The organism is Paenibacillus crassostreae, from assembly GCF_001857945.1.
GTDB classification, from domain to species: domain Bacteria; phylum Bacillota; class Bacilli; order Paenibacillales; family Paenibacillaceae; genus Paenibacillus_AQ; species Paenibacillus_AQ crassostreae.
In genome coordinates, this window is the sequence record NZ_CP017770.1 from 2,666,552 (window position 1) to 2,692,377 (window position 25,826).

A 25,826-nucleotide genomic window follows, 5' to 3' on the forward strand; every position below is an offset into this window, starting at 1 on the left:
AAAATAAATTTGGCGGTACTCCGTAGGGGTACCGCCAAAATAAAAATGAGGACCATACGATGAAATACAATGAATTGATCAATAAAATGACGTTAGAGGAAAAGGCATCATTAATGTCAGGGAAGGATTTCTGGCAAACAGAAGATATTCAGCGCTTTGGCATTAACAACATTTTTCTTGCGGACGGACCGCATGGCATACGAAAACAAGCGGAAGCAGCAGACCATCTCGGTCTGAATGAGAGCCTTCCAGCGACATGTTTTCCGACAGCCGCTACGGTAGCCAATAGCTGGAATCAACAGCTGATGGAAACCATGGGGGAATATCTAGGAATTGAAGCTGTTGCTCAGAAGGTAAATGTGCTGCTGGGCCCCGGAATCAATATGAAGAGAAGCCCGCTAGCCGGCAGAAACTTCGAGTATTTCAGTGAAGATCCATACCTTGCTGGGAAAATGGCGGCAGGGATGATCCGCGGAATTCAGTCGCATGGTATATCTGCGTGTGTGAAGCATTTTGCCGTAAACAATCAGGAAGAAAGACGGATGGTGATTGATACCATCGTCGATGAAAGAACGCTACGGGAAATTTATCTCACGGCATTCGAAATTGCGATCAAAGAAGGAAATTCGAAGACGGTTATGTCCGCTTACAATATGTTGAACGGCGTCCATACCAATGAAAATATACATCTTATGCAGGAAATCCTGCGCGAAGAGTGGAATTATCAAGGCGTTGTCGTGACGGATTGGGGCGGAAGCAATGATCGTGTTGCAGGGCTGTTAGCTGGCAATGAACTTGAGATGCCAACAACGGCAGGGGAGACGGATCAGGAAATTATCGAGGCCGTCAAAAGTGGAAAGATCAAGGAAGAAGTGTTGGATGTAAGCGTAGATAGACTGCTTGACCTTATATTTACGACAGAACAAGTATACTCGAAGCCGTATAAACAAGAGTTCGATATTGAAGAACATCACCGCGTAGCGCAGAAGGTTGCGGAAGAATCTATTGTACTACTTAAGAATGAAAGTCATATTTTACCGCTGAAGAAAGGCGTTAAAGCTGCTATTATCGGCGATTTCGCCAAGAATGCGCGATATCAAGGCGCTGGTTCCTCGATCGTTAATCCGACCAAATTAGATCAAACGCTAGATGTGTTAGGGGAGTCAGGATTTGCCATCGTAGGTTACGAACCTGGTTATGAACGTTACGGTAAACAAAATAGGAAAAAAGTAGAGGAAGCATGCGAGCTGGCCAAAAAGTCCGAAGTGATTCTACTATATATAGGTTTAGACGAGGCGACTGAAGCGGAAGGATTAGATCGGCCCAATGCGATGATTCCTCAGAATCAAATACATTTGTTAGATGCCCTACACCGTGTGAATCCGAATATTATTGCGATCCTCTCCTGCGGATCAGTTGTCGAAATGCCTTGGATCGATAAAGTAAAAGGATTGCTGCATGCCTATTTGAGTGGCCAAGCAGGAGCGAAGGCAGTGCTTCGCATATTGTCCGGTGAGACGAATCCTTCGGGAAAACTGGCCGAGACGTACCCTCTTCGTTACGAAGATACACCTGCTTATCGGTATTTCCCGGGGAAGGAAGTCAGTGTAGAGTATCGGGAAGGGTTGTTTATTGGGTATCGCTATTATGACACCGCAAATATAAACGTTCGTTTTCCTTTCGGATATGGTCTTAGTTATACAACATTCGAATACTCCGATCTTGAGGTTGGTAAGGATGGTGTAAGCTTTTCCATAACGAATACGGGAAATAGGGATGGATCGGAAATTGCGCAACTGTACGTCGGATGCCAATCCGGTTCGATTTTTAGACCGAACAAGGAATTGAAGGGTTTTGTAAAGGTGTTCTTGTGTGAAGGCGAAAAGAAAGTTGTGAATATTCCTTTTGACGACAAAACGTTCCGTTATTTCAATGTGCAGACGAACAAGTGGGAAGTTGAAGAAGCAGACTATTCAGTGATGATCGGAGCATCCATCACGGACATTAAATTGAAAGAACCCTTGTTCGTGAAAGGGACGGGAGCACCGCTTCCTTATGAGGAGGAGAAACTGCAGACATATTATTCGGGAAAAATCAATCAGGTGGGCATAGATGAATTTGAAGCTTTGATCGGCCGTAAAGTGCCAGTATCCACTTGGGATCGTACGAAGTTGCTCGGGTACAACGATACGATAGCTCAATGCCAGTATGCAAAAGGTGGATTGGCAAGATTGGCCTTCCGGCTGCTTTCTTTTTCCTATTGGTTGTTGAAAAAAATCGGTAAGCGCGAACTGGCGAATCTGATTATGATGTCCGTCTATCATATGCCCTTCAGAGGTGTAGCTCGAATGACGGGCGGCGCTATCAATATGCCGATGCTGGATGGGATCCTAATGATTGTAAACGGACAATTCCTAAAGGGTGTACGTCATCTCGTTAAGGAAAGAAAGAAGCTGGCACGGAGAACCAAAGGTAAGAAGTAACACTAGATCCCGCGGCAAGAGGAGGGTAATATGAGTAACATAAACGCAAGTTTTAAAAGAATGATTTCAGGACCGGTAGGACTCTGGACAAGATACAAGGAGAAGCATCCGAATATAGCACAATTTCTTGTTTTTTTCATGCTAAGCAACGGAATCACCGTATTGCAGCTGGTGTTGATGCCTGCATTTAAGAAGATGTTTGAGCAGACTTTGCTGATAGATACTAGTTTTCAAATTTTACGACTCGGACAAAATTTCGATGAAAGTCCTTATTATGTATTCGATTATGCTTCAGGTGCTATATCCGCCAGTGGAGGAGGAGGACTTGCCTACTTCCTCGCGGTTCAAATCACGATCGGGATTGCTCAGGTCATTAATTTCTTTGCACAGCGAAGCATTACGTTCAAGTCTGGCGGAAACGTCTGGAAGGCGGCCTTTTGGTATCTCATTGCGTATCTGCTGATTACCATTGGTGCTGCTGCTGCTCAAGGATTCTACAAAGCTCCGATCTACGACTTATTCATGAACACATGGGGGATGGGTTCCGTTGGTGAAACGACTGCAGACCTCATCACAATGATTATTAATAGTGCGATTTCCTTCTGGATTTTCTTCCCGATTCTAAAAATTATATTCAAGCAAAAGTAGTGAATACAAGCAAAGGTTGTGTAAGTATGAAATTATTATCAGTAGTCATTCCTTGCTATAATTCTCAAGAATATATGAGAGTTTGTATCGAGTCTCTCTTACCCGGAAGTGAAGAAGTCGAGCTTCTAATCATTAACGATGGGTCTGTTGATGAAACGGCGGAAATTGCCGATGATTATGCCAGAAAATTTCCGACGATCGTGAAAGTGATCCATCAGAAGAACGGTGGACATGGAGAAGCTGTGAATGCAGGCATTCGAAATGCAACCGGGATGTTCTTTAAGGTGGTTGATAGCGACGACTGGGTGGACATTAAAGCCTATGAACAAGTGCTACGAACTTTACGAGGCTTCGTCGAGGAGAACAACCCCGTTGACATGATTATCAGCAATTTTGTGTACGAGAAAGAAGGCACAAAGTACAAGAAAGTAATGAAGTATGAAGATGTTCTACCGGAGAATGTCATATTCAGTTGGGATGATACGGAGTATTTCGGCAAAGGTCAGTATCTAATGATGCATTCCATTATATATAGAACGCAGTTGTTGAGGGATTGCCGGTTAGAGCTTCCGAAGCACACATTCTATGTAGATAACTTATATGTATATAAACCGCTTGCGTATGTCGAGAAGATCTATTATCTGAACGTCGATTTCTATCGTTATTTTATCGGCAGAGAGGATCAGTCGGTGAACGAGAGCGTGATGATCGCTCGTATCGATCAACAAGTAAAAGTAAACAAGCTCATGATCGAGGAAGTACGGCACGAAGAGATCGGAAACGCTAAGCTGAGAAGGTACCTACTTCATCATTTGGAAATCGTCACCGTCATATCTGCGATTTTATTAATTCGCTCTGGAACCAAGGGAAATCTACAGAAGAAAAAAGAATTATTGCAATATATCAAAGAAAGAGACTCGGTATTGTATCATCAACTAAGATATGGCTTACTAGGAAATCTTATTCATCTACCGGGACGATTCGGTCGTAGCATTTCAATAGGTGCATACAAGGTATCACAAAAAATTATCGGATTTAATTAATATAACCCACGATAGATTTATATCGTTATTTTTTGTACAATAACAGTAAATTATAAGTGGTTTCGGCGGTACTCCTTTAGGGGTACCGTTTAAATTATAAAAAGAGGAATCGAAGATGAAATATAAAGATTTAATTAAAGAATTGACTTTAGAAGAGAAAGCTTCTTTAATGTCAGGCAAAGATTACTGGCAAACGCAAAACATAGATCGGCTTGGAATCAGCAGTATGTTTCTTGCTGATGGTCCCCATGGAATTAGAAAGCAGGCGGTAGCGTCAGATAAGTTGGGTCTTAATGCAGGTATTCCAGCAACTTGTTTTCCAACAGCTGCTACCGTAGCGAATAGCTGGAATGTAGAACTAGGAGAAAAAATTGGAGAGTATCTTGGGGAAGAGGCTGTCGCACAGAAAGTTAATGTTCTCTTGGGACCTGGTGTGAACATGAAGAGAAACCCCCTATGCGGAAGAAACTTCGAGTATTTCAGCGAAGATCCATATCTTGCTGGTAAAATGGCTGCTGGTTATATCAGAGGGGTTCAATCCCATGGGATTTCAGCTTGTGTGAAGCATTTTGCTGTGAATAATCAGGAAGAAAGACGGATGTCGATTGATACAATCGTTGATGAAAGGACGCTTCGGGAAATCTATCTGACTGCTTTTGAAATTGCAGTTAAGGAAGGTAATACGATGACGATCATGACTTCCTATAATAAATTGAACGGGACTTACACCAATGAAAACATGCATTTGATGCAAGATATCTTACGTCGTGAATGGGATTATAAAGGGGTTGTGGTCACAGATTGGGGCGGAAGCAATGATCGTGTGGCTGGGTTGCTAGCTGGGAATGAGTTAGAAATGCCGACAACTGCCGGAGAGACGGATCGAGAAATTATTGAGGCCATTCATAGTGGCAAAATCAAAGAAGAAGTATTAGATGCATGTGTAGATCGATTACTTGAACTTATATTTACAACAGAGGAAGCTTATAAGAAACATCATGTAGAGTTTGATATAGAGAAGCATCATAGAGTAGCACAGAAGGCAGCAGAAGAGTCCATCGTCCTTCTCAAAAATGAAGACAATATATTGCCGCTTCGATTCGGGAAAAAAGTGGCTGTCATAGGCGATTTTGCTAAAGACGCACGATACCAAGGTGCGGGATCTTCCATTGTTAACCCAACCATTCTGGATCATACTTTGAATTGTTTTGAAGAATCAGGAATTATCAGCATAGGGTATGAGCCTGGTTTTGAACGTTATGGAAAGAACAATGGGGAAAAAGTAAATCATGCATGTGCATTAGCAGAAAAAGCAGATGTCGTTCTATTATATATTGGTCTGGATGAAGTGACAGAGGCAGACGGACTCGATAGGCAAAGTATGAAAATTCCCAAGAACCAAATTGATTTATTAAACGCCTTGTATAAAGTGAATCCTAATATTGTGGCGATTCTTTCTTGTGGTACCGCAGTAGAAATGCCATGGATTGATAAAGTAAAAGGGTTAGTACATGGATATTTAGGTGGACAGGCAGGAGCAAGATCGATCCTTAGAGTTTTGTCAGGTGATGTAAACCCTTCAGGTAAATTAGCAGAAACATACCCTGTTCGTTATGAGGATACACCCTCTTTTCTCCATTTTTCAGGTAAGGAAGCCAGTGTAGAGTATAGAGAAAGTATTTATATTGGCTATCGTTATTACGATACTGCGAATATTGATGTGCTTTTCCCATTTGGATATGGGCTTAGTTATACAACTTTCGAATACTCGGATATCCAAGTGACGAGGGACGGAGTAACGCTGAAGTTAACAAATTCAGGAAGAGTTGCAGGGATGGAAATTTCACAGCTATACATTGGATGTAAATCTGATAAGATTTTCAGACCGAAAAGGGAATTAAAAGGATTCGTAAAGGTATTTATCAATGCGGGTGAAACCAAGACGGTTACGATCCCTTTTGACGATAAGACATTTCGTTATTTCAATGTGAAGACAAACAGTTGGGAAATAGAAGAAGCGGAATATAATGTGATGGTTGGTTCTTCTAGTGTGGATATCAGATTGATGGATACCATCTTGGTGAAAGGTACAGGAGCACCACTTCCATATGATAAGTCTAAACTTCCATCCTATTATTCTGGAAAGACAAACGATGTTACTGTAGAAGAATTCGAAAACTTAATTGGATATAAAGTGCCTGTTCCTACATGGGATCGAACCAAACCACTTGGTTACAACGATACAATCGCTCAATGCCAGTATGCAAAGGGGGGATTTGCAAGAATATCCTATCATGTCGTAGTTTTTGCCCATTGGTATTTAAGAAAAATTGGAAAAAGGGAAACTGCTAATCTGATTATGATGTCAATCTATCATATGCCGTTCAGGGGTATTGCAAGAATGACAGGCGGCGTTGCGAATATGGCTATGTTAGATGGGATTCTGATGATGGTCAATGGTCATTTCTTCAAAGGCTTGAGACATGTGTTAAAGGAAAGAAGCAAGATGCTTATGGATCGCAAGAATGTAAAGAAACTAGCAATGTTAGTAGGAAAAAAGTATGAATAAAGACGGATTAGAATGCTTCATCAAAGTGTATGAAAAGAAAAGTGTTACTTCGGCAGCCAAAGACTTATTTATTACTCCACAAGGTTTAAGTAAGACTATAAAACAGCTGGAAATGGACTTGGAAGCAGAATTATTCTCCAGAGGTCCACATGGAATGGAAGCTACCGCCTGTGGAGAGTTACTATATGCCCGAGCCAAACATATCTGTTATCTAATGGATGACATCAAAAAAGAAATTGATATTATGAGCGGGGGCAAAGGTACTTTAAGTGTGATGACAACTTTTTCGACAACATCTACAGTACCTCCAGACATGTTGTTTAGATTCACAAGTATATATTCCGAATTCCAGATGAAACTAAGAGAATTTCCGGATGAGTATCCTCTGGGTAGAATATTTCAAGAAGAATTTGATATTGGGATTGTATTGGGTGAGCAAGAAATTGATAACTGTGAATATGAGCTGATTCAGCCCGGTGAAGTTGTGATCGTAGTGTCTAAAAAGCATCCATTAGCAGCTAAAGATGAAATTTCGATCAAAGAATTAAAAAATGAACAATTGGTCATCAAATCTGTGGAAAAAGGTAAAGAACATAATTTGGTGGATAAGTGCCTAGACTATGGATTCACACCTCATATTGTTCATGAATTTGGAAATATATCAACGGCACACATCCTATGTGAAGAGAATGGATATGTTGCTATTTCAGTAGATCTTGTTGAAAAGTCATATCACAATGAAAAGTTAAAAACCATAAGATTAATAGAGAAAATCCCTCAAAATATTTACTTGATCAGCAGAAAAAGAGATATTCAGTCTAAGGCAGTTTCGTTATTCCGAAGTTACGTGAAAGAATATATTCTTGAAAAAAAATAAGTCGTTTTGATGTCAATAACTCCATCAAAATGGCTTTTTTCTATGCGTTAAACGAATAGTTACCCCCTCTAACTATTTCGTTGATGGAGAATTTGTGTGATAGGGGTTAGATTTAGATTACTGCAAACATGTACTTGCAAATGAAAGCGTAGACAGAATTTACATCAGTTGAGAATAAAACAAAAAGAGGAATCTAAGATGAAATATAAAGATCTCATTGGAAAAATGACTTTAGAAGAGAAGGCGTCTTTCATGTCAGGGAAAGATTTCTGGCAAACGCAAAACATAGAGCGGCTTGGAATCCGCAGCATGTTTCTTTCAGATGGACCCCATGGAATTAGAAAACAGGCGGAAGCAGCAGACCATCTGGGTCTGAATGCGAGTATACCAGCGACCTGTTTCCCAACAGCTGCAACCATAGCTAATAGCTGGAGTGTAGAACTAGGAGAACAAATAGGAGATTATCTTGGGAAAGAGGCTGTTGTGCAGAAGGTCGACGTTCTCTTAGGACCGGGCATTAATATGAAGAGAAACCCACTATGCGGAAGAAACTTCGAATATTTCAGCGAAGATCCCTATCTCGCTGGTAAAATGGCTGCTGGTTATATTCGAGGCATCCAATCCCATGGAATTGCTGCTTGTGTGAAGCATTTTGCGGTGAACAATCAGGAAGAAAGACGTATGTCGATAGATACCATTGTCGATGAAAGAACGCTTCGAGAAATTTATCTGACTGCATTTGAAATTGCTATTAAGGAAGGGAAGACGAAGACGGTGATGTCTTCCTATAATCAGTTAAATGGAAGTTACACCAATGAAAACATCCATTTGATGAAGGAAATTCTACGTGATGAATGGGATTTCGATGGGGTTGTTGTTACGGATTGGGGCGGAAGTAATGATCGTGTAGCAGGCTTAGTCGCGGGTAACGAATTGGAAATGCCAACAACCGCTGGTGAGACCAATGAAGAAATTATTCAGGCTATTCAAAGTGGGAAAATCAAAGAAGATGTGTTGGATGAGTGTGTAGATCGATTACTTGAGCTTATATTTGCAACAGAGGAAGTTCATACGAATTCTCAACAAGAGTTTGATATGGAGGAGCATCACAAGGTAGCACAGCGTGCTGCTGAAGAGTCCATCGTCCTTCTTAAAAATGAAGGCAATATATTACCCCTTAATAAGGGTGTGAAAGTTGCTGTAATTGGAGATTTTGCTAAGGAACCACGGTACCAAGGAGCTGGGTCCTCGATTGTAAATCCAACAAAATTGGATAATGTATTAGATGGTTTCGACCAATCGGGAATAATTAATATTGGATATGAGCCCGGTTTTGAACGTTACGGTAAGAAAAATACGACAAAAATGGATAAAGCATGCACGCTTGCAAAAGAGTCAGATGTTGTTCTTTTCTATATGGGTTTAGATGAAGTTACAGAAGCTGAAGGACTAGATCGACCAAGCTTGAAGATTCCTGATAATCAGATTCAACTATTAAACTCTTTGTATAAAGTGAATCCGAATATTGTGGCGATTCTCTCTTGTGGTTCCGTAGTAGAAATGCCTTGGTTGGATAAGGTGAAAGGATTAGTCCATGGATATTTAGCGGGACAGGCAGGAGCAAGCGCCATTCTTCGCGTCTTGACGGGTGAAGTGAATCCTTCAGGAAAATTGGCCGAGACCTATCCGTTGCAGTACGAGGATACACCTTCCTATCACCATTTTCCGGGTAAAGAGGTTAGCGTAGAATATCGAGAAAGTATTTATATTGGTTATCGCTATTATGATACAACAAATAAAGATGTTCTTTTCCCGTTTGGATATGGACTCAGTTATACCACTTTTGAGTACTCAGACATTCAAGTTACGAAGGATGAAGTCACATTTAAATTGACCAATACCGGGAATGTTGCCGGAATGGAGATTGCACAGTTGTACGTAGGTTGTAAATCCGATGATATTTTCAGAGCTAAGAAGGAGTTAAAAGGATTTGCTAAGGTATTTATAAATGCGGGTGAAACGAAGACGTTAACGATTGCTTTTGACGATAAGACGTTCCGTTATTTCAATGTGAAGAGTAATCAATGGGAAATAGAAGAAGCTGAATATGAAATCATCTTGGGTGCATCAAGTGCGGATATCCGATTGATAGATACGATTGTTGTTGAAGGTACTGGGGCGCCACTTCCATATGATAAAGACCAACTTCCAACTTATTACTCCGGTAAAGCAAACGATGTTGCGGTAGAAGAATTTGAAAGCCTAATTGGATATAAAGTACTTGTAGCCAAATGGGATCGATCCATACCACTTGGCTACAACGACACGATTGCCCAGTGCCGATATGCCAAGGGAGGATCTGCAAGATTGGCCTATTATGTCATGGTTTTTGCACACTGGTTCTTAATAAAGATAGGAAAGAGAAGCACAGCTAATATCATCATGATGTCTGTCTATCATATGCCATTTAGGGGAATTGCAAGAATGACAGGTGGTGTTCTGAATATGCCGATGTTAGATGGGATCTTGATGATGGTCAATAGTCATTTCTTCAAAGGTTTGAATCATGTATTGAAGGAAAGAAGTAACAAGGTGAAAGTAGCCAAGGTAATAAAGACTAAAGCGGTAGCGACAAAGGAGATATAGAATAGAATGAGTGATTTAAATATCAACTATGAGAAAAAAGCTGCAGGGAAATTAGGTTTTTGGAATAACTACAAGGAGAAACATCCTAATATTGCACAATTCATCGTATTCTTTCTGCTGAGTACTGGAATGACGATATTACAACTTATTTTAATGCCTTTACTTAAACTCTTATTCGCACAAACAGCTTTAGTAAATACAAGTCTTCAAGTTCTCCAATTCGGGCATAACTTTGATGGAAGTGTGTATTATCTATTCGATTATGTAGCAGGTTCACTGGCATCCGGGGGCGGAGGTGGGCTGGCCTATTTCCTCGCCGTGCAAATAACGATTGGATTCGCACAGATTATTAATTTTTTCGCACAGAGAAATATTACATTTAAATCAAACAGTAACATTTGGCTGGCTGCTTTTTGGTATGTACTTGCTTATATTGTAATAACCATCGGTGCTGCCGCTGCTCAAGGATTCTATAAAGCCCCTGTATATAACTTACTAATGAATACATGGGAAATGGGTTCAACTGGTGAAGCATTAGCAGACGTTATTACAATGATGATCAATGCTATGATTTCCTTCTGGGTATTCTATCCGATATTTAAAATCATTTTCAAACAAGAGCCAGCCAAATAACAATTACCTCGATGAGACATGCTGACTTGAGCGTATGTGAAAAGATATATCTTCATACATTCTACAACCCGGGATGGAAGGACTATGCAATAAGGATTTATGATTATGGTAATATTGTAATGAAGTTTCGCAAGTTTCAAGGAGGGTTCATTATGATAAATGAAAAGTTATCACCAGAACAACATGAAGAACTACTCAGAGCATTGAAAACTCGTTTTGAGAAAAATATGAACCGCCATAAAGGTTTTGATTGGGCTAAAGTACAAGCTAGGCTGGAAGATAATACTGAAAAACTGTGGTCGCTCCATGAAATGGAAATAACCAGCGGTGAACCGGATGTTGTTGGTCATGATGAAGAGACAGGTGAATACATTTTTTATGACTGTTCAGCGGAAAGTCCTAAAGGCCGCAGAAGTGTTTGTTACGACGGTGAAGCCCTGAAGTCAAGGAAAGAACATAAACCGAAAAATAGCGCTATTGATATGGCGGATACCATGGGCATTGAGCTTTTAACGGAAGAACAATATCGCGAGTTGCAGAAGCTTGGAAATTTCGATACGAAAACATCGAGTTGGGTGAAAACACCTTCTGAGATTAGAAAACTCGGTGGTGCTATCTTTGCTGATTTCCGCTACGGTAATGTCTTCGTGTATCATAACGGTGCGGAATCTTACTATGGCGCCAGGGGGTTCCGTGGCTCGCTGAGGGTCTAAATTTTGGATAGGCAGGGAGGTGTATTGACTAATATTAGCGCGGTGCAAGGTGGGTTTAACGACTTGCCCAAATCCTTTGCATGAGCATAAATTAATGAAGCATCTCAAGCAGGAATTATCATCTTAGAAAATTAATAATAGCCAAATAGCCCTCATCTGATTAGGTAGATGAGGGCTTTTGATGGTATGGGACAGCCCTTTTTTTGAAATACATACACTTTCATCTTCCAAAAAGACAAAAAAGGCAGTACTATATAACTAGGTACAAACAACTATATTTCACAAAATTAGCCAGATGAGGACTGAAATCATTAACTCAAATCAAAGTTGGTGAAATGGTCGAATGAGGTTGCATATTTCAGAAGTTCGTGATGGAGATGTATTAGCTAATGATACATTCAACTCCTATGGTGTTGTTGTCATTTCCGCAGGAGCTACGATGACTTCAAATATTTTGGATGATCTAAACAAACATAAAATAGACTACATTGATATAATGGAGAGTAATTCATAGAGTTAGTTTTACAGAGTTAGATGCAACAATAGCCCACACTTTCATACTAAATATGATTCCTAATTTTATTGGTAAAAAGGTCCTCTTTAAGGATAGACAAGTCGGCAAAATAATAATGACTAATCCGAGTGATTATTTCCGTCCACTTGTGCAGATTGGAGATCAGTTTATAGACTTATCATCTCCTAAGCAGTCATTAGAGATTGAAGATATTTTTATATAGTGGACTCTTGCTAAGCCGTATCGTGCCGTGCAGATCCCAGAAGAGACTAGGAAAATTATGACACCAATTGATTGGATGCGATCATGCTGACACAAGAACAAGAACTGCTTGAAGATGTAGGGAAATGGCAAAGAAAGATTCTGAACGGCTATTGGATTGTTGTCTTGATTTCCTTAGTAGCAGAGAGTGTCGCCCTCTTTATTAAGATGAAACTGAATCCGGAAACTGTGCAACATTTCTTGATTTATACGATGGCTATTCCTACCTGTGTACAAGTTACGCTCGTCTCGGCGATTGAACTGATGGAGCGCTACTATAGGAAATCGCGTCCCTACACAATTATCTTAACGGGCATCTTGATTGGTGCTGTTCTGATTTATGGGAATAAGACGCTAATCGGCATGCAGTATGTTATGATGATTCCGATGTTGGTCGCAGCCTTCCATTTTACAAAAAGACACCTAACATTCGCCTTTTTGATGGTAATCTCCATGCTGGGGACTATGTATATCCTGTTCCCATTGATTTGGGATCATATGACGATTTATGAACGGTTTGCCCTGTTCTATATTCTGAGTGGCGAATATTTGATTCTTGTGCAACTGCTCCACAGAGGAAATGACATGATGGAGAGACTGATCAAGACTTCACGCTCTGAACGTGATTTGCTGATCAAGAACATCATCATGGAACGGTTAAGCAAAACCGACGCTTTGACAGATCTATACAATCACAGGACATTTCAGGAATATCTTGATCATACGATCGAACATTGCGAGACGAACAAGATGCCGCTCCAAATCGCGGTTATCGATATCGATAATTTCAAATCCATCAACGATACTTACGGGCATGCGGTCGGAGACGTCATCTTGAAGAGAGTGGCCGACATTCTGCAGCAGTCGTTTACTTCGGATGAGATTATCGCCCGATACGGTGGAGAAGAATTCGCCATCATTTTTCCCGCAAAGACCTTGGAGCAAGCTTTCGATGTATGTGAACATACTAGAGAAACGATCTGTCATCTCAATCACCCGGAAATGGAAGGCCGTCGAGTCACGGTCAGCATCGGACTGTCCGGATACGTTCATGGTATGGGTAAATCACGTTTTTTCAGTGACGCGGATTCCTTGCTCTATCAAGCCAAAAAGACCGGCAAAAACAAAACTGTCTATTCGTCATGACAAAAGAACTTCCACTGCACATCTCAAGAGATGTGTTTTTTTTCGTTACTTATACAAACACAACCACTACATAAATCTCCATCCTCAGGCGGATAAATTATCCATCTGAAGCCGGGTAAATAAATTGAGAACCTAAAATATAATAAATATATCAATGGAATCACTTTTGATACTTTTTATATCGTACGGAGAGGATGGTTATAGGGTGGAGAAGATGATAGAAGTACGGGGTATTAGCAAGGTGTATGGGAAAAGAAAAACGAAAGAGAAGATCCATGCCGTTCGTGATGTTTCTTTTCATGTGAATCGTGGAGAGGTTCTCGGTTTATTAGGACCCAATGGTGCTGGGAAAACATCAACGATCAAGATGCTCTGTGGTTTGTTAAAATCGGATGCTGGTTCTATATCCATTAATGGATTAGATATTGGTAAGAAGAGACTCAAAGCTCTAGAGCATATTAGTGCTGTATTAGAGGGGAACCGAAATTTATATTGGCGTCTTACTGTCCGGGAAAACCTAGAATATTTCGCGGGTAACCGGGGTTACTCTCGGAAGCAAGTGGCCTATCAAGCGGATAAATTATTAGAGCAATTCAACCTTAAGGAAAAGGAGAATGAGCTGGTCAATGGATTATCCCGGGGGATGCAACAAAAGCTAGCAATCGCTGTAGCACTATTAGCTAATACGGATGTCATCTTGCTGGATGAGCCCACTCTCGGTTTGGATGTTGAGGTTAGTTATGAATTGCGTAATATTCTAAACAGAATCGTTAAGGAAGAAAAACGCACGATTATTATAAGTTCACATGATATGCCCGTCGTTCAGGAGTTGTGTGACCGTGTGATTATCATTAATAAAGGTGAAGTTGTGATTGACGATAGGGTGGAGAATTTACTTAAGTTATTTGATACAAGGGCGTATTCCATTAAGTTGGGTGAGAAATTAAGCGTAGAACAGGAGAATAAACTGTTGAGTACATTCCCTTTAAGTACTTATAAAGCAAGCTCCCATGAAAACATCGTGGAAGTGAATTTAGAGCATGGTCAAGACATTTACGAGTTGCTCGATCTTCTGAAAGAGGAAGGAACGATGGTGGAAAGTATTGATCGTATAACCATCGATTTTGAACAAGTGTTTATTCAGATTGTAAAGGGAGGGAAGACCCATGAAATGGCTCCATTTATTGAATGTTAATTTTCGTAAGGAATATATTGAGATGAAACGTTATCTACCGAACACCTTTGCGTTAGTATTCACTTTTTATATTATATTTCTAGCTGCGTTTTTTGGAATTATGTTCATCGGGGATCCATCCAGTTTTGATATGAATGTTCAATATTCAATTGTAAGTGTGGTCTTTTGGAGTTTAACGATGATGACGATGAACTTTATTGGTTTTGCGGTGATAACAGAAGCGACGCGTGGGACGTTAGAACAGTTATACATGTCTCCCATGGGTGTATGGAAAATTATGCTCACGCGGATCATCAGTCAATTGGGCTTACAGTCTGTTATTATGATTCTCTTGCTTTTTGGTGCAATGCTAACCTCCGGACAGTGGTTGAGTCTTAACCCCATGACAACGATCCCGATTATAGTAGTAACTATGATAAGTATGGTAGGTGTCAGTTTCATGATTGCTGGTTTAGCTATTATCGTGAAACAAATTCAAGCATTTTTGCAGATTTTCCAATTTGTTTTGATGGGGCTTGTATTTGTTCCGTTGACTGTAGCTCCGTTTCTAGCATTCGCCCCATTCGTCAAAGGAGTGAATATGGTCAGAACAGTGATGTTAGAGGATCTGACGTTGACACAATTACCCTTGTCAGATTATGGGGTCTTAATATTAAACTCGCTGGTATATTTGATTTTAGGGCTCGTTGTTTTTCAACGCTGCGAGAAAATAGCCATGAAGAAAGGTCTTCTAGGGCAATATTAGCGTATAAAATCAATCATGTGAAAAGGTTTTACTTTGTTCTCAATAATTAGAAGAGGCTATTCCATGGTCATTCGCATGACTTCTGGGAAGCCTCTTCTGCTTATATTAGAAATCCTTATTGTCACTTTAGGAGTATTTATCTCGCGGGAATGTATTCCTGATCAAGAAATTGCAACACAGCATGGAAGACCTGAAGTCTGTTCTTCTCAAGCATGACCATATGTGTTCCTTCTCCGATCTCGACCCAACTCTTATAGGGAGCGCCTGTTATTCCGGAGAATAACGCCTTTGCCGAATCGATCGGAACATCGATGTCCCATTCTGCATGAACCAAGAGGACAGGAACTGATAACTCTTTAGGCTCATAGAGCTTTTTCCCTAAAGTCCAATATTCTCGGACGTCTTGTATCGGACCATTAGTGGCCCGAATACTCGGAGGTGTATGCGTCTGACTGGAGGGGTCGGAAGCAATCGTCGCGTCCGCCCATTTCTCGAACCAACCTTCTGGAAGAAGATCAGTCCTCTTATCTTCTGGAGCAGCGTTCAACCATCTTGTCTTCATAGCTTCGATCGGAACGAGACGGTATGATCCAATCTGACCACCAGGATCGAGCGGAATCGGCTTCGAACTCACCCATTGCGGTGCTACCAGCACAAGCTTATTCACCCTGTCATTATTTCTGCTAGTGTACGCCCCTGCCACGGTTCCGCCCCAAGACATCCCGAACACATTGATGTTGGACAAATTATTTCGTTTCAAGATAAAATCAACCGCAGTACCAAAATCCTGAACACCCGTTTCAGTTCGGACAAGCGGTGGATGGTGATCAGCAGGCTGTTCCATCTCGGGTGGGCGAGTCGACCCACCATATCCGCGCACGTTCACGGCATACACATCATAGCCATGACTGGCCATGAAATCCAAAAAGCTAAAGCCGTCAAGTTCGACATCGAATAGACTTTCGAGTGGAAAGGTTGCACCGTGTACCATCAATATCGTCCGCTCTGCAGAAAAGTTTTCACTGGATGATAGGCGTTTATTTCTAACCATAAGTTCAATGCCAGGTGTATCGCTGGCAATCCAGAAATCTTCTGTCTTAATGGTCCGATTACTCATAGCGCCACTTGAAGCCATCTCCATCACGACTCACATAACCTGCCGAACTGCCAGGAAAATGCGTGCCGAAATATAGGGTGTTGCGATCCGCTGCATAGGCAAGCGCCCACAGCCGCGATTCACGTGCTTGTTCGTCAAATTCGCAGAAACAAGAATTCCATTCCGGACGATATACCTGGATTGGATGATGCATGACATCGGAGGCGAAGAAGGCTTCTTCCCCACGTGATGTCAAACTGATCGACATTTGACCGATGCTGTGCCCTGGTGATGGGATGAATTTGATTCCTTCTAAATATTCTCCACCCTCGGGTCCGATGTATTCGGCTAATCCCGCCTGAATAATCGGTAGAACACTTTCCTCGTAGGAATTAAAACTCACCTTATTCGCTTCGTTATGGCTATCCGAACTAGCGTAGTATTTATCCTCTGATTGCGGGAAAACGTATTTGGCATTCGGGAAAGTCGGAACCCATTTGCCGTCAACTTGTTTTGTGTTCCAGCCGACATGATCATAATGGAGATGCGTCAGCAAGACGTAGTCCACGTCTTCGGGGGTTACGCCGGCGTCTTCCAACCATTGGATATAGGGTAGTTGAAGATTGGACAGACCCGGATTATAGGGCAGGTTTTTATTATTTCCGGTAGACGTATCTATCAAAATCGTATGCTTGGGAGTTCTCACGATCCAAGTTCCGATCGTAATGATGACATGTTCCAGATCATCTTCCATGCTTCCTTGCACCAACCAATCTTTATGCTGTTCTAAGAAGGACGGATCCCAATCTGGAAGCAAGTCCTTCGCTGTATATGCGTTTGTTTCCAATTCATGTAATCGTCTGACTGTGATGTCTCCCACCTGATAGATCTTTGAGCCTAGTGCCATAATTGTTTCTCCTCCACTATTGTTTATTTGTCGGATATTATGCCTATGCATGATGAGACTTGAAGCATGTTCTACTCTCTAGAGCGAAAATTACGCTAGTAACGAATACTATCCAGATAGCTCCACATCAACCTTGATATAAATACTAATGCAACCATGGTTACAAATCAACGTTTTTAGAACGTAATCCAATACCCGTTCAAATGCTTGTTAAAGCACGAATTGAGGTATATAATAATCTCATTATTTCGCTGTCAGCGTAAAATTAGTGAAGGGGGGAGATCATATGAATTCAATGGGTGATTCCATCCGTAAAGCAAGAAAAGTGAAAAAATTAACACTCCATGACTTATCCGAAGCAGCCTCAATCTCGCTGTCGTTTCTTAGTGAGATTGAACGGGATAAAGCTAATCCCTCCATGAGCGTGCTAAAACGGATCGGTAATGCATTACAAATCAACTTCAGAGATTTATTGGCAGATGATGAACGAAGCCTTGTCATTAGAAAAAATGAAAGAAAGCCTCTCGTACAATCTGAAGGCTCCAGGATTTCCTGGTATGCGCTTAGTCAGGGAAACGGTAACAAAATGGGTCCGCTTTGGGGAGTGCTTGAAGAAGGTGGCTCTTCTGGAGAAATCGGTGTGGGTCACAGCGAAGGGGAAGAATTTACGTTAGTAGTATCAGGCAAATTGGAAATTGTTGTTGGTAATGATCGCTATGTTCTAGAAGAAGGGGATAGCATTTACTATGACGCTACTATCCCACATCGCTATAAGAATATCTGGAAAGGCGAAACCATACTGCTGTCCGTTGCGACACCTCCGTTTTGATTAACTGTATCGTCTTATCTCCAACATTTATTTGCATCATATTGTAAATATATCCGATTATCGTAGTAACGAATATTAGGCGTGTTCCGGATGCGCCATAGACGCCATAGACGCAGGAGGAGAGCTATATGAAGACGATCACCGCTCAAAGCCTTACGAAAGTGTTCCAATTGGAAGTGCTTGCGGGAGCCAGCCGAATGGATCGTGTGATAACCCGTCCACGAACGCATAGACCAGGGCTTGAGTTTGTCGGGTATTTTGATTTTTTTCCTATGGAGCGTGTGCAAGTGCTCGGCCGCAAGGAGATAACCTATTTATTGACGCTTAGTATTGAGGAGCGCATGTTGCATATCGAGAACATTGTCAAGTATCATCCACCGTGTTTTATTGTGACGTCAGGACAGCAGGAGATTCCTTATCTGACCTTGTTCTGCGATCAGGAGGGCATACCACTACTGCGGACGCCAGAGACAACAACAGAATTTATTGGCAAGTTGGACAGTTATCTGGTGAAGGCCTTAGCGCCAGAGATTTCGATTCATGGGGTGTGCGTGAATGTCTCGGGAATTGGCATCTTGCTCAGAGGCAAATCTGGCATTGGCAAAAGCGAGACAGCACATACGCTCATCAGAAGAGGCCATCGGTTCGTTGCAGATGATATTGTTGTTCTCAAGAAGCTGGGCCCATCGACACTTCTCGGAACACATAATGAGACAACACGCGAGTTCCTCGCGCTCCGTAGCATCGGACTGATCAATGTCGTACGCCAATATGGACGTAAAGCATTTCAGGACGAGACGCGAATCGTGCTCGACATTGAGTTATCCCAATGGCGCGAAGATTCTCTGAACAATGAGCTGGAGGTGGTACCTCAGTTCACAGAATATCTCGGTGTCCAAATTCCGCATATCGAAGTCCAGCTTCAGCCGGGACGTGATGTAGCAGGGTTGATCGAGGCGGCAGCGAACAATTGGTATCTCAAGCAGCTTGGTTATAGCGCTGCGGAGGAGTTCATGAAGCGAATAGATAGTGAGATGCAGTCGTAAGCGGATGATATTCATTTTATCAGGAGAACAAAATAGTTGAATCAAAAAGAGCCTCTAGAATGGCTTCTGAGGCTCTTTTCGTGTCTCGGGATACGTAAGTTTGATCCCCTAATGATGATGTTTTTTCAAAACAATACTTCTGCAGGGCCCTCTAATGTGTTCCCGGGCCATGTCCTACTTGGGCAATAATGAGGAGTATTGCTTGCGCAGCGCATGAAGCTGTTTGAGCTTATTCATTGCCACATCTCCACGTCGGCCTGCCAGTGATACGGATAGACTTTCGACGATTGACATTGGAGCGATGAGGGAGTGGAATTCATCTGCATCGCCGCGGTCGACTTGAAGGACGATATCGCTGTCATCGATCATGTCTGAGAGCAGAAGATCCGTAATGAGTATTGTCTTATAACCAGATTCAGAAGCCTGGTCCAATATCACGGTGGCTTCAGGTGACTTGCGGACGAATCCAAAATAAAGAACGACGTCTTTCGGACCTGCGTGGACGAGGCTTTCTAACAATTCGTGCCCGCTCTGGGCCATAATACTAACATTTATTCCAATCCGATTCAGGCGAAAACGCAATAAATCAGTCAGACATGAGGTGGCGCCTGGTCCGTGGACATATATTGTATCAGACTCATTTAGTGCATCAACGGATTGTTCGAATGCTTGATACGAAATTCTCCTTGCTGTTTCCTCTAGATTAATAGCAGCTGAAGTAACCATTTGCACGACGACTTCACCTTCGGTTTTTGCCAGGACATGTTGCATTTTACGTGCGGGGGTAGAGTGCTGAGTTTCTTGCAGATTTTTCTTGAACGATTTCAAATTGTCATAACCAATCGATCTCCAAAATCGGGATACCGTGGCAATGCTTACGCCTGTCTTGGTCGCAATGTCTTCTTCGGTGTAAAATGGAATTCGTTCGGTCGACTTAAGAATGAAATCGGCTATTTTTTTCTGGCTTTTGGACATTTGATTAAATGGAATTTCGAATTCAAGTTTGTTCATGGGCACCTCCCACAGAGTAAATAATTAGCCATGATGATTGCGAAGGGAATACCCTCATATTGTAACTTCAAAATCTTGATTTTTCTATCCGTATTATTGCACAGCGACCTTCCCGGCTTGTTTCAGTAGCTTTTTTACTAAGTTAGCAGACTTTACTTTCGTCTCTAGACAGGGAGATATTTCAATTTGGTATCGTCCCTCCTGTAGACATGATGAAATATCGGCGACCTTGTCATAATCAGAATCCAGGTGGTTCATGATGCTTCCGAACTGAAGCGGGTGATGCGTATCGCTACCCGCCACCATCGGTATACCTATCGTTTGAGCCAAATCCATGACAGTATCTCTCATTCCCGGACCGTAGGTGAATAAATCCTTGCCGTTTAGATCGAATGCATGTAGCCGCTTAAGAATTGCAACGTCATGCTGGGTTAGGGAGTTACTCTCCCTGAATGGATGTGCTCCGATTCTCAGCAACGATAATTCATCACACCAATCGAGGAGCTGTCCGAATTCTACAAAATGTTCAGCATCGGTATGTGGTTCGAGTTTTGAGCGTAGCTCCAATATAGACGTCCTAGTACCGATGACAAGGATATGGCCGCCGAATTTTACATCGATCTCCATTCCAGGGAATACCTTAAACCCATCCACGTCGTAGTAATCCGCTTTGTAACTATAATGTTGGTCCAAATGCTCATAAATATCATGAAAGTGAAAGGTGTTGAAATGCTCAGTCATGGCGATGGCATCAAGTCCATTCGCTTTTGCCTCTTGGATAGATTCCCGGAAATATTCAATGGTAAATACCGTTTTTTTAGTTAATTTAATATGTGAATGAAGATCGATTATCATCATTAGATTCTCCTGTCGTTATCATTTAAAATTGATTTCCCAACCAGAATAAACAAGCTACATAGATAGAGGATACACCAAGGAATATATAATCTCGTGGTAGAACTTTCATATAGGCTAGTTTGATTTTTTTAACTTTCGGATCCTTAATGGCATAAGTAAAACCTTTCACTTCCAATGCTTCGACTGTTGTCCGTGTGCGTTTGGCTGTATTGAGTATGAGCGGATAAAAGGCTAGAACTGATAATTTGCCCATATAGACTAGTGATCGCCAACCTAACCATCCTTTGCGAAGCGGTGCACGTCCCCGAAGCCTGAAGGAATAAAGTAGATTATTATACTCTTCGATGAGGATGGGGAGCATTCGATAGCCGTACGCTACACCGAAGCTGAATTGTGCAGGCATTCCGAGACTGAGTAACGCATCGCTGAGTTTCTCGGGATCCATACTGGAGAATACGGCGATGCTAGCGAGTGCAATGACAAGTAGCTTAAGGGTGAGCGTGGAAAGTGCCCAGGCAGCAGAGAGTCCACCACCGAAGGCTAAGGAGACGATTAGCATATAGGCTGCGTCGGAGATAAGTCCTAATGCCAGAACGATTAGCACCAGCACGCTTGGCTTTGAAGTATAGGTAAGAATAGCGATAGCGAGTAGCATGCCAAAGAGCACCAACTTGTCATTTATGAACCAAGGAGCAATCGCAAAGAATGAGTACCATCCGATGAGTATTCGGGGGTCGAATCTTGAGAGGAATGTCAAGGAGTGACCGTAAGCTGTCCTTAGTAGCTCAACCTTAATTCGCTCTACACTCAGCTTTTCCCAGAGTGTCTGTTTATGTGTCTGTTCAACTAATTCCATAGGTGGTAACCTCCTCATTCACTACACGTTGTATATGCGCTACAAATTCCTTCACGGATAAGCAGGTGGGTACAATTCCTAGACGATCGCTTAATTGAACGATCTGGGGGGCAATCAATGCAGCCTTATTGAGAATGTCTGAATGTTGGAACACGGTGCGGCTATCTGTGTCTAGAAGAATATGTCCTTCATTCATAACAATCACCCGAGTGGCCCAATCTGCCACAAGCTGCATATCATGTGTAGCTACAACAACAGCTTTGACATGGTCATGGAGCTGATCAAACAGCAAGGTCATTTCTTTTCTACTTGCAATATCAAGACTTGCGGTGGGCTCATCGAGTAACATAATGGTCGGACGCATGGCCATCCCGATGGCAAGCGTAGCACGGCGTTGTTGACCACCGCTCAGAAGTCGCCCATCACGTTCTTGCAAATCAGTCAGTTTAAACCTGCTTAACACATCGTCCACGAATTCATCCATACCTTGTTGTTTTCTAGCTTTCAGGAAGAATGCTACATCTTCGCGAATATTATCAGCTATGAACATTTCTTCAGGATTCTGAAAGAGGAATGCCACAAGGTCGGACAATTGTTCTGGAGTCGTCTTACGTGTATCTTTTCCACAGACGGTGACTTTGCCTTCCCAAGGACGACGAAGTCCTGAGATCAATCGCAATAAGGTCGATTTGCCGGCTCCATTATTTCCGATTAATGCAATGCGGTCACCATGATAGATGTTTAAGTCGACACCACGAATAATGGGTTTGTTCTTCCGATCTATACTCTGATAACCGCTTGTCACTCCTTCAAAAGTTACTATAGGCATACGAGTTGATGGCAAAGTAGGTCCGTGATTCATATCTAATGATAACGAAGTATTTACTCCGAGATGCGAGAGATGAGCTACGGCTTCATCAATGGTTATGGGATACGCGGTTCCTTGTTGAATGTCTATATCACTGCGAAGGGCGTGGAATGCCTGCGTTACTTGCGGTGGTTGAATGTTCATCTCTGTCAGTTCAGAGACGGCAGATAACCCCTCAGATACGGATTTCACCCAACGCACTTTACCACCTGTCTCCATCAGAACGATCTTACGGCAGTAATCGGCTATGAATTCGGTATGATGTTCAATGACAATGATCGTTTTTCCATACTTTTCATTTAACAATTTGAGCTTCTCATAAATAATCCGCGCATGGGCAGGATCAAGCTGAGCTACAGGTTCATCAACGACGATAACATCTGGATTGAGTGCTAATGCTGCCGCCAATGCAACCATATGTTTCTGACCGCCACTTAATTGCCATATCCAATCACGTTGCAAATGCTCAATTTCAAGCATTTGCAGTGCACGCATGCCACGCTCTTTGTAATCTTCGTACCCGAAGTTAAGTGGTGAGAAGCATACCTCGTCGTATACGGTAGAGCGTACTAACTGGTTCTCGAAGTCTTGAAATACATAGGCGACAAGCTTAGAGAGCTCAGCCACACTTCGATCTGATGTAAGATGTCCGTCAATCATAACCGTGCCTTCCATATCACCGGAATAATAAGTGGGGATCAGACCATTAAAACATTTGCAGAGTGTGGATTTGCCACTCCCGTTGCTTCCAGCGATTGCGATGAAATCACCGCGATTAAAGGTTAGACTAACCTGATCAAGCGAATTAGATTGTGCACCTGGGTAACGGAAGCTTACGTTGTTGAGTTGGATAATGGGCTGTTCTTCCGTTGATTGGTTCGTCATTAGATTGCTGCTCCCTTACGTTTACTTGCTTTTCTATTCAAGGCCCATATTAACGTTGTGATGAATATAATTGCCGCTATGCCCAAACTGATCCATACCGCTCCACTGCCCATATTACTTATAAACTCCCATTCCCATTCAAAGAAGTTCATGTCCGCTTCTGACATGAATTCCGCCGCGCCTGCTATTACAACCAATACGATACCTAGAAGGATTAGTCTTGGTGTAACAAAGTCGCCGATGGATGAGGATGCACGTCCATCACGGGGTTTCATACCAAGCAGTGGTTCAACCTTACCGTAAAGACGTGGGACCAGATATAACGTTGGAAGTAACGCGAATAATGTTCCGGAGATGACCATGGCATTCAGAAATGAAAAGCCTTCAATGGCAAGGATACTCTCGGGAAGCCCAGGGACGGCTTCGAGATCTTCGATTCCAACATAAACTTTTCCGATATCAATGAGGGTTCCGAGCAGTTGGTCGATCCCGATAGAGACATATGCCGCAATGGCTAATTGACGTTTGTTTCTTGGATCTGTAACGAGCATACCAGCGATAAATATGGCGAGTGAAAATTCAATGAATTTCTCTAACTCACTCAGACCGCCAAATTGACCTAGCAATAGCTCGCCGAAAATAATTTCTCCTACGCAAGCTCCTAGCGCAGCATAAAGAGGGTTAAACAGAATAGCGAATAGAAGTGGAATAAAAATGAAATATTCAACTTTAAGTTCAACGGGACCGACCTTGAACTCGGGTAAAAGTTCCGTAATCATGTTTGAGATTCCGTACAAAGACATAGACAAAATAAATATCATCAGTTTTTGCTGTGAGGTTAGCTCCCAGCGTTTCATTGTTGATCTAGCATTCATTTTCGTTCCCCCTAATTGTTTTTGATGAGCGAGAGTCGCATAAGTCTTCTCTAACAGAATAGGGTGGATTTGTTTTCAAAACGTTAACTTAATGTTATTTTTGCGTTAAATTTTTTCAAATCCATATAAATGATAATAAATTTTCATTATAATGTGCATATCATCATAAAAGGGGCGATAATGAGTGAGAATTGACTTGCATACGCATGCCAAGTGGTCTAAGAATACGGATTTTTCCTATGAATATTTCCGTAATATGATGCAGGTGGCCTACAAAAACCAGTTAGATGCCATAGCATTAACTGAACATTTCAATACACGTCAGTTTGGCGATATTTACGATACCTTAGATCGTCATTATCAATATGAGAAGGATTATTATATGGTTGAAGGAGTGAAAGTGTTTCCTGGAATGGAAGTTGATGTGCAAGAGAACGGCCATATACTATTGATCGGAGCGAGGGAGAACATCATTACGGTGCGTTCAAAGCTGGAAAACCACACGACAGAAGGTCATTATATTGAAATGGCACACTTACTTGATCTGTCTGACGAGCATTCCTGTCTGAGTATCGGGGCTCATCCGTTTCGTGAATTGAACCCTCTATCCCATGTGAAGCCAGAACTGTTAACCCGATTGAATGCGTTCGATTTGAACGGTAGAGATTTGCACCATGTTGGACAGCAAATGGAGGAGAAGGTAAACCGTCTGGCGGAATTGATCGGATTGCCGGTCGTTGGGGGTAGTGATACACATCAGCTGTTACAGTTCGGTAGTGTGTATAACCAGTTTGAACAAGATTGTGACACGATTGATCAGTTACGTGATGCTATACGGTTAGGAACTTACAAATATCAAATTTCGCAACATCTTGATTCAAAGGTACAATTGGCCGAAGCTGAACAGGCTAGGTATAAGAAGAATATGAAAAGTGTTGGCTGAGAATTTAGACGCTGCACCTGGAAGAAGAATCAATCTCACGAGTTAGATTCGGATCAACAATACGGGCGATTAGATTGGTTAAAGAAAAATATATGGTAGTTAGAAAATACAAATACCTTGACTTATAATAAATAGGTGGATATAGTGGACTTATAATGTCTCTAATTGAGGGGAACAAT

At 41.9% G+C, this 25,826-nt stretch carries 22 protein-coding genes; 15 read left to right on the forward strand and 7 right to left on the reverse strand.

Features of this window, described 5'->3' with window-relative positions; genetic code table 11:
* Positions 1–59 precede the first annotated feature (59 nt).
* From LPB68_RS12430 to LPB68_RS12480, 12 genes are all read left to right on the forward strand, one after another.
* Positions 60–2,483, forward strand: a complete 2,424-nt coding sequence (locus tag LPB68_RS12430) for a beta-glucosidase (RefSeq protein ID WP_068660717.1) — start codon at positions 60–62, stop codon at positions 2,481–2,483.
* A gap of 30 nt (positions 2,484–2,513) precedes the next feature.
* Entirely contained in the window at positions 2,514–3,131 is a 618-nt protein-coding gene (locus LPB68_RS12435) for a hypothetical protein (protein ID WP_232510294.1), read from the forward strand.
* 26 nt (positions 3,132–3,157) lie between these two features.
* Positions 3,158–4,174 (forward strand): glycosyltransferase family 2 protein, encoded by a 1,017-nt coding sequence (locus tag LPB68_RS12440; protein ID WP_068660715.1) that lies wholly within the window; start codon positions 3,158–3,160, stop codon positions 4,172–4,174.
* Between the two features lie 115 nt (positions 4,175–4,289).
* The gene (locus LPB68_RS12445; protein ID WP_068660713.1) at positions 4,290–6,743 is read left to right on the forward strand and encodes a beta-glucosidase family protein; all 2,454 of its coding nucleotides are present in this window, start codon (positions 4,290–4,292) and stop codon (positions 6,741–6,743) included.
* Entirely contained in the window at positions 6,736–7,620 is an 885-nt protein-coding gene (locus LPB68_RS12450) for a LysR family transcriptional regulator (protein ID WP_068660711.1), read from the forward strand. Before LPB68_RS12445 ends, LPB68_RS12450 begins: the two co-directional genes overlap by 8 nt.
* Positions 7,621–7,788: 168 nt before the next feature.
* Positions 7,789–10,266 (forward strand): beta-glucosidase family protein, encoded by a 2,478-nt coding sequence (locus LPB68_RS12455; RefSeq protein ID WP_418303804.1) that lies wholly within the window; start codon positions 7,789–7,791, stop codon positions 10,264–10,266.
* Positions 10,267–10,272: 6 nt separating this feature from the next.
* The gene (locus tag LPB68_RS12460) at positions 10,273–10,899 is read left to right on the forward strand and encodes a hypothetical protein (protein ID WP_068660707.1); all 627 of its coding nucleotides are present in this window, start codon (positions 10,273–10,275) and stop codon (positions 10,897–10,899) included.
* Positions 10,900–11,051: 152 nt separating this feature from the next.
* Positions 11,052–11,612: a DUF4256 domain-containing protein gene (locus tag LPB68_RS12465; RefSeq protein ID WP_068660705.1), complete on the forward strand. Its 561-nt coding sequence runs from the start codon at positions 11,052–11,054 to the stop codon at positions 11,610–11,612.
* Positions 11,613–11,955: 343 nt separating this feature from the next.
* Entirely contained in the window at positions 11,956–12,126 is a 171-nt protein-coding gene (locus LPB68_RS22800; RefSeq protein ID WP_157756231.1) for a hypothetical protein, read from the forward strand.
* A 306-nt stretch (positions 12,127–12,432) separates the two neighbouring features.
* Positions 12,433–13,533, forward strand: a complete 1,101-nt coding sequence (locus tag LPB68_RS12470) for a GGDEF domain-containing protein (protein WP_068660703.1) — start codon at positions 12,433–12,435, stop codon at positions 13,531–13,533.
* 205 nt (positions 13,534–13,738) lie between these two features.
* On the forward strand, positions 13,739–14,728 hold the full coding sequence (locus LPB68_RS12475; protein WP_068660701.1) for an ABC transporter ATP-binding protein: 990 nt from the start codon (positions 13,739–13,741) through the stop codon (positions 14,726–14,728).
* Positions 14,700–15,473 carry an ABC transporter permease gene (locus tag LPB68_RS12480; protein WP_068660699.1) on the forward strand — a complete coding sequence of 258 codons (774 nt, stop codon included), beginning with the start codon at positions 14,700–14,702 and terminating at the stop codon, positions 15,471–15,473. Before LPB68_RS12475 ends, LPB68_RS12480 begins: the two co-directional genes overlap by 29 nt.
* 136 nt (positions 15,474–15,609) lie before the next feature.
* Here LPB68_RS12480 and LPB68_RS12485 read toward each other — a convergent pair whose 3' ends face one another.
* A complete protein-coding gene (locus LPB68_RS12485; protein ID WP_099458717.1) occupies positions 15,610–16,614 on the reverse strand; it encodes an alpha/beta hydrolase in 1,005 nt (334 codons plus the stop codon).
* The gene (locus LPB68_RS12490; protein WP_068660697.1) at positions 16,583–17,476 is read right to left on the reverse strand and encodes an MBL fold metallo-hydrolase; all 894 of its coding nucleotides are present in this window, start codon (positions 17,474–17,476) and stop codon (positions 16,583–16,585) included. Before LPB68_RS12490 ends, LPB68_RS12485 begins: the two co-directional genes overlap by 32 nt.
* A 286-nt stretch (positions 17,477–17,762) precedes the next feature.
* Here LPB68_RS12490 and LPB68_RS12495 point away from each other — a divergent pair, with 286 nt between their 5' ends.
* Both LPB68_RS12495 and hprK read left to right on the forward strand, forming a co-directional pair.
* Positions 17,763–18,305: a helix-turn-helix domain-containing protein gene (locus LPB68_RS12495; RefSeq protein ID WP_068660695.1), complete on the forward strand. Its 543-nt coding sequence runs from the start codon at positions 17,763–17,765 to the stop codon at positions 18,303–18,305.
* A 128-nt stretch (positions 18,306–18,433) separates the two neighbouring features.
* A complete protein-coding gene (gene hprK / locus LPB68_RS12500; protein WP_068660693.1) occupies positions 18,434–19,351 on the forward strand; it encodes an HPr(Ser) kinase/phosphatase in 918 nt (305 codons plus the stop codon).
* Between the two features lie 174 nt (positions 19,352–19,525).
* Here the strand turns inward: hprK and LPB68_RS12505 are convergent, their stop codons facing one another.
* The 5 genes from LPB68_RS12505 to LPB68_RS12525 form a co-directional block, all read right to left on the reverse strand.
* Entirely contained in the window at positions 19,526–20,362 is an 837-nt protein-coding gene (locus LPB68_RS12505; protein ID WP_068660692.1) for a MurR/RpiR family transcriptional regulator, read from the reverse strand.
* A 93-nt stretch (positions 20,363–20,455) separates the two neighbouring features.
* The gene (locus LPB68_RS12510; protein ID WP_232510293.1) at positions 20,456–21,220 is read right to left on the reverse strand and encodes a PHP domain-containing protein; all 765 of its coding nucleotides are present in this window, start codon (positions 21,218–21,220) and stop codon (positions 20,456–20,458) included.
* Positions 21,221–21,242: 22 nt separating this feature from the next.
* Complete coding sequence (locus tag LPB68_RS12515) at positions 21,243–22,076, reverse strand: energy-coupling factor transporter transmembrane component T family protein (protein WP_068660690.1); 834 nt, start codon at positions 22,074–22,076, stop codon at positions 21,243–21,245.
* On the reverse strand, positions 22,063–23,829 hold the full coding sequence (locus LPB68_RS12520; RefSeq protein WP_099458716.1) for an ABC transporter ATP-binding protein: 1,767 nt from the start codon (positions 23,827–23,829) through the stop codon (positions 22,063–22,065). The genes LPB68_RS12515 and LPB68_RS12520 overlap by 14 nt, the downstream gene beginning before the upstream one ends.
* Positions 23,829–24,704 (reverse strand): DUF8171 family membrane protein, encoded by an 876-nt coding sequence (locus tag LPB68_RS12525; protein ID WP_099458715.1) that lies wholly within the window; start codon positions 24,702–24,704, stop codon positions 23,829–23,831. The genes LPB68_RS12520 and LPB68_RS12525 overlap by 1 nt, the downstream gene beginning before the upstream one ends.
* Before the next feature lie 184 nt (positions 24,705–24,888).
* On the opposite strand from LPB68_RS12525, the gene LPB68_RS12530 reads away from it, so the two are divergent.
* Entirely contained in the window at positions 24,889–25,647 is a 759-nt protein-coding gene (locus LPB68_RS12530; RefSeq protein WP_068660689.1) for a PHP-associated domain-containing protein, read from the forward strand.
* Positions 25,648–25,826: the final 179 nt, after the last annotated feature.

Bases quoted from the DNA above. Each gene is read 5' to 3' on its own strand.
- LPB68_RS12480 (WP_068660699.1), top strand. From the start codon at position 14,700: ATGAAATGGCTCCATTTATTGAATGTTAATTTTCGTAAGGAATATATT.
- LPB68_RS12505 (WP_068660692.1), bottom strand. From the start codon at position 20,362: ATGAACAAACTTGAATTCGAAATTCCATTTAATCAAATGTCCAAAAGC.
- LPB68_RS12440 (WP_068660715.1), top strand. From the start codon at position 3,158: ATGAAATTATTATCAGTAGTCATTCCTTGCTATAATTCTCAAGAATAT.
- LPB68_RS12495 (WP_068660695.1), top strand. From the start codon at position 17,763: ATGAATTCAATGGGTGATTCCATCCGTAAAGCAAGAAAAGTGAAAAAA.
- LPB68_RS12510 (WP_232510293.1), bottom strand. From the start codon at position 21,220: ATGATGATAATCGATCTTCATTCACATATTAAATTAACTAAAAAAACG.
- LPB68_RS12445 (WP_068660713.1), top strand. From the start codon at position 4,290: ATGAAATATAAAGATTTAATTAAAGAATTGACTTTAGAAGAGAAAGCT.
- LPB68_RS12490 (WP_068660697.1), bottom strand. From the start codon at position 17,476: ATGGCACTAGGCTCAAAGATCTATCAGGTGGGAGACATCACAGTCAGA.
- LPB68_RS12470 (WP_068660703.1), top strand. From the start codon at position 12,433: ATGCTGACACAAGAACAAGAACTGCTTGAAGATGTAGGGAAATGGCAA.
- LPB68_RS12485 (WP_099458717.1), bottom strand. From the start codon at position 16,614: ATGGAGATGGCTTCAAGTGGCGCTATGAGTAATCGGACCATTAAGACA.
- LPB68_RS12520 (WP_099458716.1), bottom strand. From the start codon at position 23,829: ATGACGAACCAATCAACGGAAGAACAGCCCATTATCCAACTCAACAAC.
- LPB68_RS12430 (WP_068660717.1), top strand. From the start codon at position 60: ATGAAATACAATGAATTGATCAATAAAATGACGTTAGAGGAAAAGGCA.
- LPB68_RS22800 (WP_157756231.1), top strand. From the start codon at position 11,956: ATGAGGTTGCATATTTCAGAAGTTCGTGATGGAGATGTATTAGCTAAT.
- LPB68_RS12435 (WP_232510294.1), top strand. From the start codon at position 2,514: ATGAGTAACATAAACGCAAGTTTTAAAAGAATGATTTCAGGACCGGTA.
- LPB68_RS12460 (WP_068660707.1), top strand. From the start codon at position 10,273: ATGAGTGATTTAAATATCAACTATGAGAAAAAAGCTGCAGGGAAATTA.
- LPB68_RS12525 (WP_099458715.1), bottom strand. From the start codon at position 24,704: ATGAATGCTAGATCAACAATGAAACGCTGGGAGCTAACCTCACAGCAA.
- LPB68_RS12450 (WP_068660711.1), top strand. From the start codon at position 6,736: ATGAATAAAGACGGATTAGAATGCTTCATCAAAGTGTATGAAAAGAAA.
- LPB68_RS12465 (WP_068660705.1), top strand. From the start codon at position 11,052: ATGATAAATGAAAAGTTATCACCAGAACAACATGAAGAACTACTCAGA.
- LPB68_RS12515 (WP_068660690.1), bottom strand. From the start codon at position 22,076: ATGGAATTAGTTGAACAGACACATAAACAGACACTCTGGGAAAAGCTG.
- hprK (WP_068660693.1), top strand. From the start codon at position 18,434: ATGAAGACGATCACCGCTCAAAGCCTTACGAAAGTGTTCCAATTGGAA.